The organism is Nanhaiella sioensis (assembly GCF_046557775.1).
GTDB classification, from domain to species: Bacteria; Bacillota; Bacilli; order Bacillales; family SM2101; genus Nanhaiella; species Nanhaiella sioensis.
The window spans coordinates 920,295-936,716 of the sequence record NZ_JBKAEG010000001.1 but is presented as its reverse complement, the minus strand read 5'-3'; the positions used below and the strand labels follow the sequence as shown (position 1 = coordinate 936,716).

Annotated in this window: 14 protein-coding genes; 11 read left to right on the top strand and 3 right to left on the bottom strand. The window is 34.3% G+C overall.

Annotated elements, in window-relative coordinates:
- Positions 1-95: 95 nt before the first annotated feature.
- Positions 96-224, bottom strand: a complete 129-nt coding sequence (gene yhfH / locus V1503_RS04365; protein WP_214482421.1) for a protein YhfH — start codon at positions 222-224, stop codon at positions 96-98.
- Between the two features lie 255 nt (positions 225-479).
- On the opposite strand from yhfH, the gene V1503_RS04360 reads away from it, so the two are divergent.
- Complete coding sequence (locus V1503_RS04360) at positions 480-1,211, top strand: MBL fold metallo-hydrolase (RefSeq protein WP_410625099.1); 732 nt, start codon at positions 480-482, stop codon at positions 1,209-1,211.
- 150 nt (positions 1,212-1,361) lie between these two features.
- A complete protein-coding gene (locus V1503_RS04355) occupies positions 1,362-2,918 on the top strand; it encodes a fatty acid--CoA ligase family protein (RefSeq protein WP_410625097.1) in 1,557 nt (518 codons plus the stop codon).
- 137 nt (positions 2,919-3,055) lie between these two features.
- On the opposite strand, the gene V1503_RS04350 is transcribed toward V1503_RS04355, so the two are convergent.
- Positions 3,056-3,880, bottom strand: coding sequence for a hypothetical protein (locus tag V1503_RS04350; protein ID WP_320258131.1), 825 nt, complete (start codon positions 3,878-3,880; stop codon positions 3,056-3,058).
- A 556-nt stretch (positions 3,881-4,436) separates the two neighbouring features.
- On the opposite strand from V1503_RS04350, the gene V1503_RS04345 reads away from it, so the two are divergent.
- From V1503_RS04345 to V1503_RS04330, 4 genes are all read left to right on the top strand, one after another.
- Positions 4,437-5,213 (top strand): enoyl-CoA hydratase-related protein, encoded by a 777-nt coding sequence (locus V1503_RS04345; protein WP_410629380.1) that lies wholly within the window; start codon positions 4,437-4,439, stop codon positions 5,211-5,213.
- A 240-nt stretch (positions 5,214-5,453) separates the two neighbouring features.
- Positions 5,454-6,452 carry an ABC transporter substrate-binding protein gene (locus tag V1503_RS04340; RefSeq protein ID WP_320258133.1) on the top strand — a complete coding sequence of 333 codons (999 nt, stop codon included), beginning with the start codon at positions 5,454-5,456 and terminating at the stop codon, positions 6,450-6,452.
- A 295-nt stretch (positions 6,453-6,747) separates the two neighbouring features.
- Positions 6,748-7,752, top strand: coding sequence for an ABC transporter permease (locus V1503_RS04335; RefSeq protein WP_410625095.1), 1,005 nt, complete (start codon positions 6,748-6,750; stop codon positions 7,750-7,752).
- Positions 7,753-8,547, top strand: coding sequence for an ABC transporter ATP-binding protein (locus tag V1503_RS04330; protein ID WP_410625093.1), 795 nt, complete (start codon positions 7,753-7,755; stop codon positions 8,545-8,547).
- Positions 8,548-8,709: 162 nt separating this feature from the next.
- Here the strand turns inward: V1503_RS04330 and V1503_RS04325 are convergent, their stop codons facing one another.
- Complete coding sequence (locus V1503_RS04325; RefSeq protein WP_410625091.1) at positions 8,710-9,294, bottom strand: SCO family protein; 585 nt, start codon at positions 9,292-9,294, stop codon at positions 8,710-8,712.
- Between the two features lie 218 nt (positions 9,295-9,512).
- On the opposite strand from V1503_RS04325, the gene V1503_RS04320 reads away from it, so the two are divergent.
- From V1503_RS04320 to aceB, 5 genes are all read left to right on the top strand, one after another.
- On the top strand, positions 9,513-10,763 hold the full coding sequence (locus V1503_RS04320) for a M48 family metallopeptidase (protein ID WP_320258136.1): 1,251 nt from the start codon (positions 9,513-9,515) through the stop codon (positions 10,761-10,763).
- Between the two features lie 402 nt (positions 10,764-11,165).
- Entirely contained in the window at positions 11,166-12,098 is a 933-nt protein-coding gene (locus V1503_RS04315; RefSeq protein ID WP_214482430.1) for a glycerophosphodiester phosphodiesterase family protein, read from the top strand.
- Between the two features lie 2 nt (positions 12,099-12,100).
- Positions 12,101-12,808: a phosphatase PAP2 family protein gene (locus tag V1503_RS04310; RefSeq protein ID WP_410625088.1), complete on the top strand. Its 708-nt coding sequence runs from the start codon at positions 12,101-12,103 to the stop codon at positions 12,806-12,808.
- 494 nt (positions 12,809-13,302) lie between these two features.
- On the top strand, positions 13,303-14,562 hold the full coding sequence (locus V1503_RS04305; RefSeq protein ID WP_410625086.1) for an MDR family MFS transporter: 1,260 nt from the start codon (positions 13,303-13,305) through the stop codon (positions 14,560-14,562).
- Between the two features lie 145 nt (positions 14,563-14,707).
- The gene (gene aceB / locus V1503_RS04300) at positions 14,708-16,297 is read left to right on the top strand and encodes a malate synthase A (protein WP_410625084.1); all 1,590 of its coding nucleotides are present in this window, start codon (positions 14,708-14,710) and stop codon (positions 16,295-16,297) included.
- Positions 16,298-16,422: the final 125 nt, after the last annotated feature.

Below are 16,422 nucleotides of genomic sequence, written 5' to 3'. Positions count from 1 at the left end.
TCTATTCAACTGATTCCTGAAATAAAGAAAAAATATTAGAGCATAGAACAAAGCCTGCTGATTGGTTATCAGCAGGCTATTATTTATAAATTTTATTATTTAACATGAAGACAATCGTTACAGATGTTACCATAGCATTCATGTTGTTCATCTATTTCTTTATTACAATCAGTACATTTTTTTGGTGGTAAGTTTTTGAAGAAGTCACTACTTTTCTCAATCATTTCGTATCCCCTCCGAATTATGTTATGTATATATTGTATTATAACAGTTTTGTTTAGTCAATAACTGTTTTGTAACAAAGCTTGTAAATAGGCAAAACTGATCGCATACATTCATCATAAATGGCTCTTAGGTGTATCCACGATATTTAACGAAGAACGGTTAGGTTCTAGCAGGTTCAAGTGAGCCAGTGTAATATTTAGGTGTAAAAGGGTACAATGAAATGAAATAGGAGTATTTTGAAAGGAAGAATGAAGATGAATATGACAGTAATTGGATATTGGGGTGGGTATCCTGCCGCAGGAGAAGCAACGTCAGGTTACTTAATTGAGCATGAAGGTTTTTCATTATTAGTTGATTGCGGAAGTGCGGTTCTATCACAACTTCAAAAATTTATTCAAATTGACCAACTAGATGCTGTTTTACTTTCTCACTATCATCATGATCATATTGCAGACATTGGCTCTCTACAATACGCTTTGTTAATTCACCGTTTTATGGGGAAAGAACTGAAGGAATTACCGATTTATGGACATTCACATGATCAAATAGAGTTTGATAGGCTATCGTATAAAAATATTTCAAGAGGAATTGCATATAACCCTGAAAAAAAATTACACATTGGACCTTTTTCCATTACCTTTATTCAAACAGTGCATCCAGTAAAGTGTTATGCAATGAGAATACAAGCAGGTGATCAATCAATAGTTTATACTGCTGACTCTAGTTTTGATAAGAAATTTATTTCATTTGCTCAACAAGCTGATTTATTTATTTGTGAAAGCAATTTATATGCAAATCAAAATGGAACGAACGCTGGACACATGACTAGTGAAGAAGCTGGTTATATCGCAAATAAAGCAAAAGTCAAGGAACTTTTACTAACACATCTTCCCCACTTTGGTGAGCATGAACAATTAATTAGGGAAGCTGAAAAACTATATCAAGGTAATGTAACTCTTGCAAAGACTGGCTATGTTTGGGGTTGAAATAGTTAAAAATAATGAAATGAAATAAATTTCAGAAATTTTTTATTTCGTTCCTTGAGTAAACTAGATTATTTCAATATAATAGAAGTGTATATTAATATGCCGAAAAAATGAATGGTTACTCATTCATTATAATAGGGAGGGAGTATTTTGAATTTAACTTCGCGCTTGTCAGAATCTGCACAGAAATACCCAGCAAAACCAGCTTATATTTTTCAAGATAAAGCTAGCACATATGCTGAGCTAGATAGTGCTGTGAATGCGTTTGCTAGTGGGTTAGACAAACTAGGTATTGGCAAAGGGGATCACATTGCACTTTTATTAGGTAATTCACCTTACTTTGTAATTTCGCTTTACGGTGCATTGAAGGTAGGAGCAACTATTATACCTATTAATCCTATTTATACTGCCGATGAAATTAGTTATATCGTTAATAATGGGGATGTTAAAGCGATTATTACCTTTGATGTTTTACTTCCACAAGTAGAACCTATGCTTCCTATCATGAAAGGTGTCGAGCATATCATTTATTGTGAAACACCACAAGGGAAAGAGGTGGGTGTTGATTCATCTGCAATTGTTACATCTGAAAAAATGAAATCGTTTTCAAAGATAATCTCATTAGGAAGCTTTACTTATGAAGGTCCAACATTAGCTGAAGATGATGTAGCGGTTATCCTTTATACATCAGGAACAACTGGGAAACCAAAAGGGGCAATGCTGACTCATAAAAATTTGTATAGTAATGCGATAGATGTTGCACAATATTTAAAATTAAGTGATACTGACCGTGTAATTACAACATTACCGATGTTTCATGTGTTTTGCCTAACTGTTGCACTGAATGCGCCACTTATGAATGGCGGAACGTTGATAATATTACCAAAGTTTAGTCCCGAAGAAGTATTTCGTGTTGCAAAGACATATGAAGCGACAGTTTTTGCAGGTGTCCCAACAATGTATAACTTTTTATTACAACATCCAGAGGGAAATAAAGAAGATTTAGCATCTTTACGTCTTTGTATTTCTGGTGGTGCATCAATGCCAGTAGCACTGTTAAAAGGTTTTGAACAAAAGTTTAATGTTATCGTTTCAGAGGGTTACGGTTTGTCCGAAGCTTCGCCAGTTACTGCATTTAATCCGCTAGATCGTCCAAGAAAACCAGGCTCTATTGGTACAAGTATTTTTAATATAGAAAATAAGGTAGTTGACGAAATGGGTGAGGAAGTTCCACCTGGACAAGTAGGTGAGCTTATTGTTCGTGGGCCAAATGTGATGAAAGGCTATTATAAAATGCCTGAAGAAACTGCTCATACGATTATGGATGGGTGGTTATACACTGGTGATTTGGCACGTATGGATGAAGAGGGGTATTTTTATATTGTAGATAGAAAAAAAGACATGGTACTAGTAGGTGGATATAATGTATATCCACGAGAAGTAGAAGAGGTTCTATATAATCATCCAGATATTATCGAGGCTGCGGTCATTGGTGTTCCAGACCCGAACTTTGGTGAGGCAGTAAAAAGCTTTGTAGTAACAACAAACAACCAACTTACTGAGAAAGAAGTCCTTGATTATTGTATAGAGCATCTAGCAAAATATAAAATCCCTACCTCAATAGAGTTTATAGAAGAGTTACCAAAAAACACAACAGGAAAAATATTAAGACGTGCTTTAAAACAGCAAGCAACAACAAGCTTATAATTGTAGCAACATAAGATATAGGCTAATTGTAACATATACAAATAGATCAACAGCATGAAGGTCAGAGCCCCAGTTTAGCTAGGGTCTGACCTTTTATTTGTAAAGCGCTTTCAAAAAATTCAAATAGAGATGGGGAATTACGCCGCACGCTGACGTCTAAAGCTTTTTTCGGCTTTTCCAGTTTGTAATTGCCACATATGCCAAAAGACATATGGAACGATTAAGATGAAGTTAATCATGCCCCATGTTTTTAATACTTCTGGATTATACCAAGAAGAGGAATCCATCGTCATAGGGAATATATCAAAACTTGCTCTTAAGAGCAGGTGTGCAGCTAGTGTATATACTCGAGCAGTAATATATAATTCTGGACGTCCTTTCATCAATGGGTATAGCTCTGCTGCAAGTAAAATAGTTAATGAACTCGCAAAATAGACAGGACTCTCAGCATAGACGAAGCAAGCGTTCCATGTTGTATAGAGAAAGTTCCAAGAAGCAGTCGTATAAGCTATAAGATCTCCATGTTTTTCAGTAGTAATCTTCCAAAACTTTGGAGCGAATGGTATGGTGACACATAAGAGAAACCCGGTTGCTGCATTAAAGTAATTACCCATAGTAGCATCTTTTATCGTTGCTTCCATAATATTTAAAAACAAGATGGCGTAGAAAAACCATAGAAATTGTTCTGATTTTAGAAAATTCCATATTTTACCTTTTTTATTTTCGTAAACGGCTATACGCGAAAAGCCAACGATGATGGTTGGTAAGATGACACTTAATATTTTCGCCCAGCGAAACCATCCTTCAACTCCACCTAGAATCCATAATGGGAATGTAAATAGAGATGCAATCCAAAAATAAGCTGCTAGTTTATAGTGTTTTCTGAAAAAAGCGACGATGAATATTAAAACAATAAAGTAAATAGGCATAGTAATTACGTGTGGCCAAATGGTAATATTCATAATCATCTCATCCTCTACGTTATTTAATTTTTAATATAAAATAATGTCATGAAAAAATTTGAATGATAACGTATCGAACGTTCGGTATACCATAATTATACTGCTAAAATTCTTTGCTATCAATGTGAAAAGTATCACAATTTCATGACATTTATACATATAAATAGTTTGTCAAAGCTCTTTTCTTAAACTCTGTTGCTATTGTTATCAAATTAGTACGATAACAAGTGGTTTTATATGTTGGGCATCGTCGTATGAAAGAAAAGGTACCACGAATGCTAGTTGACTACTTGTTTATTTCTTAATACGAAAAAACAACATGAAAACAGCATTACTAATAATGGACACTACGATGAGTTGTATAAGAACTTAATCATTTTAAATGTAGAAAAGATGCCACCAATGCTAGATGTATACGTGTTTATATTTTGTCAAACAGCGCATAAATCTATAAAAAACAAAATTTTCTGAATGATTTTTCTTTAAAAAAAGGAATTTATTCATTTCACTTAGAATTAGAACAATAACTATGAAAAAAAATGAAGTAGGTGATCTTATTAGTGTCGTAAAATTGCATGTTGAAAATCATATTGCAACTGTTACATTAAATCGTCCTGAGGCTCTTAATTGTTTTAATTACGATTTGCTATGTAGTCTAGAGAAAAAGATTGAAGAAATACATGCTAGTAGCGATATTAGAGTTGTTATTTTTACTGGGACAGGAGATAAGGCATTTTCAGTAGGGGCAGACTTAAAAGAGAGAAGAACATTATCTGACATAGAAGTAAAAAGAAATTTAACTAAAATCGGTCAATTATTCACAAACATTGATAAACTCCCTCAGCCGACAATAGCTGCAATAAATGGCTATGCATTTGGTGGTGGGCTCGAGTTAGCTCTTTCTTGTGATTTTCGTTTCGTTGTTGAAGGTACACAATTAGGCTTAACTGAAACGAGTTTAGCTATTATACCAGGTGCTGGCGGTACACAACGTCTACCTCGAATAATAGGAACAGAAAAAGCTCTAGAATTAATTTTGACAGCTAAGAGATTAAATTCTGCACAGGCTTTAACGTATGGTTTAGTTACTAAAGTTGTACCTAAAGATCATTTAATAGCCGAAAGTGTACAATTTGCTAATGAAATGCTGAAAAATGGCCCTGTTGCTTTACAACAAGCAAAATTTGCTATAAAGCAGGGGATGAATACTGATATACAAACAGGTCTGGAAATTGAAAGAAAAGCATATGAAGTAACAATTCCGACCGAAGATCGATTGGAAGCTCTACATGCATTTTCCGAGAAGCGACCTCCTAAATTTCACGGAAAATAATGAGTAATATTTTTTGATAATTAATAATATTCATATATTATTTAGTGTGACATTTATAGACGGTGTTCTTTGTTCAAATGGAACAGTTATTGCGTATTATGAAAAAAAATCTTGATGTTTTATATTATTCATGTATAATTTAATGCATAAAAGCACCGAAGCATAAAAGCATAAAAGTATAAAAGTGTAAAAGAAACAAATAAAACATAGAATAATAGTTTACAAGGGGGTTTTTAAAAGATGAAAAAAAGTTTGAAAGGTATACTCGGCAGTACTCTTGCTTCAGTATTAATTTTGAGTGGCTGTGGCACTGACGAAAGCGGTGGATCCAATACAGGGGATGCTGGAGAAACATATAAAATAGGTGTGACACAAATTGTAGAGCATGACTCATTAGATGCTGCGTTTGATGGATTTAAGCAAGCATTAGCAGATAAGGGATTAGAGGTTGAATATGACGTTCAAATTGCTCAAGGTGACCCTAATACGAGTAATTTAATAGCCGAGAAGTTAGTAGGAGATAATGTAGACTTAATTTTTGCTAACTCAACTCCAAGTGCTCAAGGTGTGTTAAATGAAACGAGTGAAATTCCAATCGTATTTACGTCTGTGACTGATCCGGTTGGTGCTGAGCTAGTAGAAGCAATGGATAAGCCTGGTACGAATATAACGGGTACAACTGATACACATCCAAATGCAGTACCCAATACAGTTGAATTTATCGACCAATATTTTGAAGGTAAACGTGTAGGGATGGTATACAACTCTGGAGAACAAAATTCCAATGCACAAGTTAAACTAGTGGAAGAAGCAATGAAAGGAACAGATCTTGAAATTGTCTCAGCATCTGTGTCAACATCTGCTGAGGTAAAGCAAGCGACTGAATCTCTCATTGGAAATGTTGATGTGATATACATTATTACAGATAACACTGTTGTTAGTGCGTTAGAATCAGTCATCATGGTATCAGAAGAAAATGATATTCCATTGTTTGTTGGTGAACTTGATTCGGTTGAAAATGGTGGATTTGCTGCTTACGGTTTTGACTACTTTGATATTGGCTATGAAGCCGGTGAGATGGCAGCACAAATATTAACAGGAGAAAAAACAACTTCAGAACTACCAGTACAGTATCCACAAAACTTAAAATTACAGATTAACAAAAAAGCAGCTGAAAATATGGGTATCGATATAAATAGCGAGTGGGATGATATCGCTGAATATTTAAATGAAGAGTAGTGAATAGATTACTATTGTGTTCCTTTCTTATATATAGAAGAAAGGAACATATTTTTCTGTTTGAAAGGTAAGCAAGTATAATATTTTTGAGAGAACTCATTCTTTGAATAATAATGATCGATGAACAGTTCCAGCGCCTATCACCTCGAGGTCAATTCGGCATTTTATCAAAATGAAAAAAAGGCCTTATTGCAAAACGCAGGCTCCAGTACTTGTCGGGGATGACCAGGCACTTGCGCTTTTCATAACAACTTATTGAAAAAATATATTTTTTAACTGGAAGGGTGAAAATACTATGCCTACAGCAATATTCGGAGCATTTGAGTCAGGTATTATTTATGCAATTATGGCATTAGGTGTATACTTATCATTTCGAATTTTAGACTTTCCAGACTTAACCGTTGATGGGAGTTTTGTAATTGGAGCAGCCGTAGCCGCAATTCTAATAGTAAATGGTATCAATCCTTTTATAGCTACAATCGCTTCTTTACTAGCGGGATTTATTGCTGGTTGTATCACTGGTTTGCTTCATACGAAAGGAAAAATAAATCCGCTGTTATCAGGGATTTTAATGATGATTGCATTATATTCTATTAATCTTCGTATAATGGGAAGATCAAATATACCGATGTTAAATGAAACAACAGTGGTTACAATTTTAACGGATTTTTGGAAGAGTTTAGGGTTTGATACAGGTGTAGTCAATGTGTTGAGAGCAATAGGGTATTCAGGGTATATACCAAAAACTTGGGCAATTGTTATTTTCATGATTATAATTACATTTGCCATTAAACTTATTTTAGATCGCTTTCTTCAAACGGAGATTGGACTTGCACTACGCGCCACTGGTGACAATAAAAATATGATTCGTAGCTTTTCAGCAAATACGAATGCTTTAACAGTAGTTGGACTAGGATTATCCAATGCCCTTGTCGCTTTTTCTGGTGCAGTTATTGCACAATATAATGGCTTTAGTGATGTCGGAATGGGAATAGGTATCATTATTATTGGCTTGGCCTCAGTTATTATTGGTGAAGCAATATTTGGTACGAAATCGATTATGCGAACGACATTTGCCGTGATCGGTGGTGCAATTATTTACCGCATTGTTGTAAGTATTGCTTTGCGTGTAGAATTTTTAGAACCAGGTGATTTGAAGTTAATTACTGCAGTCATAGTTGTCTGTGCATTAATTATTCCTAAAATATTTGAATCACGTAAAGACAAAAAACGCAAAAAGCAGCGATTACAAGCATTCGTAAATGATCACAAGCAACTAGCGAATAAAGAGGTGATATAGATGCTTGATTTTAACCATATCTTCAAAGTTTTTAACGAAGGAACGCTTGATGAAAAAATTGCATTAGATCACATAACGTTATCATTAAATAAAGGAGATTTCGTGACGGTCATAGGAAGTAATGGCGCAGGGAAATCAACGCTTATGAATGTTGTGTCAGGTAGGATTTACCCCGACATAGGTGAGGTTATAATTGATGGGCAACAAGTAACGAATCTACCAGAACATAAGCGAGCTCAATATATCGGCAGAGTATTTCAAGATCCAATGGCAGGTACTGCGCCGACGATGACGATTGAAGAGAATTTGGCAATGGCTTTTTCGAGAATAAAAAGAAGAACTTTACACAAGGGTGTAACAAAAAAGCGTAAGGTGTTTTTTAAAGAACAGCTTGAGACACTTCACTTGGGGCTAGAAGATCGCTTAAATGCAAAAGTAGGCTTATTATCAGGTGGTGAACGTCAAGCATTGTCTTTATTAATGGCTTCATTCACAGATCCAAAAATATTGTTATTAGACGAACATACAGCAGCATTAGATCCTGCTAGGGCAGAATTAATCACAAATTTAACTAAAGAAATTGTAGAAAAGAATAAGCTAACGACTTTGATGGTCACCCATAATATGCAACAAGCTCTAGACTTGGGCAACCGCTTAATTATGATGGATAAAGGCCAAATTATTTTTGAAGCTAGCGGAGTAGAGAAAAAGAAATTGACTGTAGAGCAATTATTAGAAGAGTTTCAGCGCATTCGTGGTTCAGGGTTTACAAGTGATCGGTCGGTTTTGTTGTAAAATAAGCGTTATATAGCAGACTTGATTAACATAAAAACCGGTGGGGAATTAACTCTCCACCGGTTTTACATATAGTCTGTTTTTGCATGGTTTGTTGTATGCGTACAAAGAAACAACTAGGAGAGATGTTCTGATATCTCCCACAAGCACTGAAGGCATGCCTTAATTAATAGTTCGCATTATTCTTTTGAATACACGCTCTTTGTCAAAACCTTCTCCCATACCAAAAATCTCAATGATGTTATTTTCATCGTCTAATAAATATGTATAGGCTGAATGAATAAATTGTCCATCACCAGGATCTCTATATAAGAATTCAAACGCTTCTGCAACTTTTTTTGTATCTTCCTCACTTCCACGAAGAAGGTACCATGGGCCACCTTGCTTTAATTCAAATGCTTTGCCATATTCCTGCAACACTTCTTTTGTATCGTAAGCGGGATCAATTGTAATAGTTATGAATTCGACTTTATTCCCAAAGACGCCTTCTTGTTCAAACTCTTCACGCAGTTGCTTCATTTTATAAGTTGTTACTGGACAAATATCTGGGCAATTTGTGTAAATAAATTCTAGTAGACGTACCTTTGGTTCCATTTCAGTAAATACAAATGGCTCTCCGTAAGCTGTTTCCATGGCAACGTCTTCCGGAAATTCCATTCCTGATTGTTTATAAACTGAAAAGTAGAATATTCCTGATGAAATACCGAGTACTAATAAGGTGACAAATGTAATGTAAAGCTTCTTCATGATTTCACTCCAATACGCCATTCGAATTTGACAATATAAATTAAGTCGATTCTATACATACTAATCATACATGAACATTGCATATTCATGTGTCTATATCCATGAATTTTGTATGACAAAAAAATTATCGCTAATTTTTGTACTAATTTTATCTGATTTTTCTTACAATTAGTAAGGAGGCAAGCTATACTTAGTACAAGGGGGAGAATCTAACATTCATGAGAAAAATTGTAGGTTGGACGTTAATTTCGTATGTGCTATTTGGTCTATTTATAGCTATGTATATTTTTTATTGGGCTGATACATCAATTCCGATACAGTATAGGGGTTCAGGAGCGGATCCTTCTACGTTCTTAAATGAACGTGAGCTTATGTTGAGTGAAGAGTATTCACAAATAAGAAATTTGTTATTTTTTCTCTCCTTACCATTCGAATGGATTATCTATTTATTTGTACTAGTGTTAGGAATATCATACAAATTCAATACTTGGGCGCAAATAACTTCAAAAAGAAAAATTGCACAAATTCCAATTTATGTATTTTGGTTATCTATTTTTGTTGGGGTTTTAACACTACCACTTAGTTGGATTAGCTTCACCTTTTCTAAAATGTACAATATTTCTACTCAATCTACATCAGGGTGGTTAAAAGACCGATTAATCGATTTCTGGCTTGATTTTGGATTTTTGGTCATGATCGCCTATGCTTTATTTTTTCTCATTACTAAAGCAAAGAAGCGATGGTGGTTTTATGCGTGGGTCTTGTCAATTCCATTTTCCTTATTTTTAATGTTTGTTCAACCAGTGATTATTGATCCGCTTTATAACGATTTTTACGAACTAAAAAATAAAGAGCTTGAAGCAGAAATTTTACAAATGGCAGAACAAGCGAATATCCCTGCTGATCACGTATTTGAGGTTAATATGTCCGAAAAAACAAATGCCTTGAATGCTTATGTCACTGGAATTGGGAATAACTCAAGAATTGTGTTATGGGATACTACATTAAATAGGCTTAATGAACAAGAGATTTTATTTATCATGGCTCATGAAATGGGACATTATGTGAAAAAGCATATTTATTTTGGGATAGCGGGTTATTTAATTCTCTCTCTTATTGGCTTATATTTAACTAGTAAAATTTTACATTTTTGTATTCATAGGTGGAAAGATATTCTACATATTCGTGATTTAAGCGAGCTACATTCACTTCCTTTGTTGTTACTTGTATTTTCTATGCTTACATTTTTAGCAAGCCCATTGGAAAACGTTGTTTCTAGATATCAGGAGCATACAGCAGATGTATACGCAATTGATATGACTAAGGACAATGAAGCTGCTATTCAAACTTTTCAAGAATTGTCACGTGCGGGACTTAGTCAAGTGAATCCTCCATTTATTGTGAAAATATTTAGGTATGGTCATCCAACTATACTAGAGAGAATTGCTTATATAGAGGAGCGAAAATAACTAAGAAACGTTAGAAAGCATAAATGTTTCAAAATTAAGTGTTTCTTATTCAGAGATGGTGAAAAGTGTCAGGTGAAGTACTTACTTCATCTGATATAATATTTTATTATAGAAAAATTGTGGAGCGCTTCTCTTCACTATAAAAACTGGGCTAAAGAAGCGTAGCAGGATGAACTTATATGAGGCTGTCATCGTTTTACAGAACAGAAGAAAAGATACCACATCTTTTTATAGTTCGTTAATAGTCAATGACTTTAAGCGCTTACATTTTTTATAAGAATTAACATGATTTTATATAAATATATAATTAAATAATATAAAATTAATATTAACAGTGTAAAATATTCTTATTGTTGTTGTGATTGAGCTATATTTATATAGAAAAACAAGGGGGAAATATGTTTGGAAATTGTAACTGAGAAGAGGAAAACGAGAGGAAGGTTTGTAAGAAATATGTTATTAATTGTACTAGCTTTAATTATTTTGTTCTTTTTGATTGTCCAAATCATTCCTGTTAAGAAAAATGAAAGTAACACTCTTCTGCGTGTAGGTGGAAAGCCAGATGTGATCGCTCACCGTGGAGGAGCTGGAATAGCTCCTGAAAATACATTAGAGGCATTCAAACTGTCTGATTCACTCGGAGTAGATATGTTAGAATTTGATGTGAGACTATCAAAAGATGGACAAGTAGTAGTAATGCATGATGAAACAATTGATCGAACAACTAATGGAGAGGGTAAAGTATCTGAATATTCTGTTGAAGAATTAAAATCGTTTGACGCTGGCTATCATTTTGTAGGTCCAGATGGCTCATTTCCTTATAGAGGTAAGGGCGTTACGATTCCAACTCTAACCGAAGTGTTCGAATCGTATAGTCATTTGCCTATGGTCATAGAAATTAAAGAAAATGATACGAAGTTAGCAGATGAATTTGCTGATATTATTTTTCAATATGGAATGGAAGATAAAGTGATTATAGGATCTTTCTTTGACGAAATAGCAAATTATTTTTACGATATTACTAATGGAGAAGTTGCTATAAGTACTGCAAGTGCTACTACGAAAAAATATGTCATTTTTCAAAAGCTATTTTTAGGAAATATTATTCCGTTAAAAGAACAAGCTCTACAATTACCTACTCACTCAAGTATTTTTGATCTTACTACGAAAAAATTAATTGATGCAGCACATGAAAGAAACATTGCTGTCCAATACTGGACAATTAATGATTTAGACATGGTAGAATATTTACTTGAACAAGGTGCTGATGGAATAATGACGGATTACCCAAATAAAGCTATTCATTTATTACGTCAAAAAGGAGTAGATAAATAAATATGGAGATTAATAGACAACCTACAGAGACAGCAAAACGACCTGTCCTTTATCATATTGGATTTATTGCTTTATGTTTGATCTCGGTCGCCATTTTTCTTATTATTGCTGAGGTCATACAACAGTCTGACGAAGTAGCCTTTGATACAGTGATTAGAGATATCTTTGTTCTAGAGTCACAGTCATTTGTATACCAATTATTTAAGGATATTACTTGGCTTGGAAATAAGCCTGGTGTCATCACGATGCTAGTTATAATGTTAGTATGGTTAATATGGAGATATCGGGATTTCAAAGGTATTATTTTACTCATAACGATGGTTATTTTGCAGAATGAGTTTAATAAAGTGCTTAAAGATTTTTATCAAAGGGAACGACCTTTGATCGATCCTGCGATCGATGCATTAGGCTACAGTTTTCCGAGCGGTCATGCAATGACTGGTTTGTTAGCATATGGACTTGCAACTTATTTAATTGTAGTGAATGTAACATCATTCAAAGCAAAGTTATTCGTTGGCATCTTTGGAAGTATTCTTATATTTTTAATCGGTCTAAGTCGCATTATACTGTCAGCGCATTACCCTACCGATGTTATTGCAGGCCATGCTTTAGGGATAGTTACCCTAATTATTTCGATATATTTGTATCAATGGATGAAGAAAAGAAACTTTAGTAAAAAAAATGATAAAGATACTCTTCAAGTAACGTAATCATCAAGAAAAATGATAGTGAGACGTATTAGAATAAAGGCTCCCTCATTAGCGTATGAGGGTGCCTCTATTTCATATCATACATATCCATTTCCATAGAAGAGTAGGAAATCTAGTTCATCGATAATTTCAAATCCAAATGTTTGAAAGACCCCTTACTTAAAAAACCTCATTATTACCCTCATTCATACCATTCTTTCATATCGTTGGTGGTTTAATAAAATTTGGCTGTACTCGTTTGTAATACAACAGCCTATAGCAAAAAAGACTTTGGATAAAAGTATTTTAAAACTTTTATCCAAAGTCTTTTTTTATGGAACGAATAAATGTTCCTTTTTTGCTGCACTCAAATTAAAATGACGGTCCTCTTAATATTCATATTATTAGTATAAATTATTCAGTTTTATAAGTCTGCAATTTTCTGGGATTTTTAGCTATATTTTCTATAAAGTAACTAAAAATTTGGTAATGGTCGTATGGAAAGGAGTCATTATATGAAAATTAGTACATGGAATACAAGCTTAAAAATTCGGTTAATTGGTGAAATGTTATTTAATTTGCTGTATTGGATGTATTTCCCGTTCATTACTTATTACTTCGGAAGTGCATTAGGAAATAATATTGCTGGTATTTTTATGACGATCCCCCCTTTAATAGGGATCATTGGAATTATCATTGGTGGGAATCTAGCTGATAGATTAGGTAGACGTGCTGCTATGTTATTAGGGACATCGATTAGAACAATAATGTTTTGTATTTTTGCTATATCAGATTCGTATTGGTTAAATTATTTAGCGTTTATTGGAATTGGCTTAGGAGGTACAATATACGGCCCAGCTAGTGATGCAATGGTAGCTGACTTAGTACCACAAGAAGCGAGGAAACAAGTGTTTGTAACTTTTATGACAGCTAATAATATTGGTGCAGTTATAGGGCCTGTATTAGGATCGTTTTTCTTTTTTAACTATCTTAGCGAATTGTTATGGGCTTGCACAATTGTGATGTTAGTTTACTCAATTATTGTTTATGTAAAGATAGACGAAACCATGCCAAATTACTCAAGAAAACGAATAAATGCAAATTCAATTTCCAGTGGATTTAAAGAAGCATGGAACGGGTATGGGGAGATTTTAAGCGATAAAGTCTTCTTGTTGTACATTCTGGGAGGAGCTTCTGCTGTTATAGCGATTATGCAGTTAGACTTATATTTATCAGTATATATTATTAATTATGTTCCTTCTCAAAAGCTATTTGTTTGGAATAACTTGTCTGTAGCACTGGACAGTAAAGAGATTTTTGCGTGGATGTTAGTGTTAAATGGTGTCCTGTTCGTGTTTTTTGTTTTACCTATAACAAAATTGTTAAAAAGCTGGACTGATAGGAACGTTTTTATTCTTTCAGCAATTTTAGCTGGGGGTGGCTTGTTTTTAGTTGGATTTTCTACAAATATTTGGATGCTATTTTTACTAACAATCATTTTTACTTTCGGAGAAATTGTGAGAGCCCCAGTAATAAATAATTTTGTTAGTGACTATGCTCCAGAGCATGCTAGAGGAAAATATATGGGCGCATCTAGATTACAGTTTACAATCGGTAGATTTTTAGCTCCATTAACTGTATTCCTAGCTGAATGGGTTTCACCTATGGGGATCTTTAGCATAATTCTATTTTTTGCATTTATGAGTGTAATTCTATATATCAAACTATATAAAAGCTATGAGCGTTATATAACAAGAGTGGGAAGAAATACTTAAGAATTTGATCTGATAAAACAGATTACGAGTAAAATTATCAGATTTTTAAAAAAATACCTTGCAATTCCTCTATTCTGTTATATAATACTATTAGTTAAATAAAACTGTATTATAACAATATAGGTGGAAGGGTGTGTAGCTACGGATGACGATACAGACGTCAGGTATTCAAGTTCACGGTACGAGAAATGAACAGTATGATGAAATTTTGACACCTGAAGCATTAATGTTTATTGAAAAGTTAGAGAAACAGTTTGGCGAGAGAAGAAAAGAACTGCTAATAAAAAGAGGTGAACGGCAGCAGAAAATCGATGCTGGGGAAATGCCAGACTTCTTGGAAGAAACATCTGGTGTTCGACAAGGTGATTGGACTATTGCTCCTATACCTAAAGACCTTCAGGATCGAAGAGTCGAGATAACAGGCCCTGTAGAAAGAAAGATGGTTATTAATGCATTAAATTCTGGTGCAAAAGTGTTCATGGCTGATTTTGAGGATGCTAATTCTCCAACTTGGCAAAATTGTATAGAAGGACAAATAAATCTAAGAGATGCAGTGAACAAAACCATTACATTCGAAAATCCAAATGGTAAAAAATATAGGTTGAATGAAGAAATTGCTACGTTGCTCGTCCGTCCCCGTGGTTGGCATTTAGAAGAAAGACATGTCACAGTCGGCGGCAAGAGTATGTCCGCTAGTTTAATAGACTTTGGATTGTATTTTTTCCATAATGCTAAAACACTTTTAGAACGAAATAGCGGACCATATTTATATTTGCCCAAGCTCGAAAGTCATTTAGAAGCGAGATTGTGGAATGATGTATTCGTGTTTGCTCAAGATGAACTAAATATTCCGCAAGGGACAATTAAAGCTACTGTATTAATCGAAACAATATTAGCAGCTTTTGAAATGGATGAAATATTATACGAGTTACGCGATCATTCTGCAGGGTTAAATTGTGGGCGTTGGGACTATATTTTTAGTTATATTAAAAAATTAAGAAATTATGAACATGTGATTTTGCCTGACCGATCTCTCGTTACGATGACAGTTCCTTTTATGAGAGCTTATTCACTGCTTGCGATTAAGACATGTCATAGACGTAGTGCACCTGCAATTGGTGGTATGGCTGCACAAATTCCTGTGAAAAACGATCCAAAAGCAAATGAAGAAGCCTTTAAAAAGGTTCAAGCTGACAAGGAGAGGGAAGTGCTAGACGGTCATGATGGGACCTGGGTTGCACATCCAGCACTAGTTCCTGTTGCAATGGAAATCTTTAATAATGAAATGCCTGAACCGAATCAAATATATAGAAAACGGGAGGATGTTTGCGTCACAGCTACAGAGCTACTCGCAGTACCAGATGGAAAAATTACTGAGAGTGGCGTACGGACTAATATAAATGTAGGAATTCAATATATTGAGTCATGGTTGTCTGGTAGAGGTGCTGCTCCAATTCATAATTTAATGGAAGATGCAGCAACTGCTGAAATATCTCGTGCACAACTTTGGCAATGGATACGTCACCCTCAAGGAATTCTCGAGGATGGAAGAAAAATCACCTCTGAGCTTGTTCAACAGTTGAAAGAAGAAGAGCTTGTAAAAATTAAACAAGAGGTTGGAGAAGAGACATTCTCAAAAGGTAGATATCATGAAGCAAACAAGCTTTTTGAACAATTAATTTCAAATGATGAATTTACTGAGTTTTTAACTTTACCTGGTTATAAAACCTTGTAAGTAGAATGTGGAATAACGGTATGCTGTAAAAGGTTTTGGTATGTCATTTCGTCTTATATAGAAGAAAAATCACTGTTTAAACCTAATTATTAAAGGAAGACACAACAAATCACCATCAAATGGCT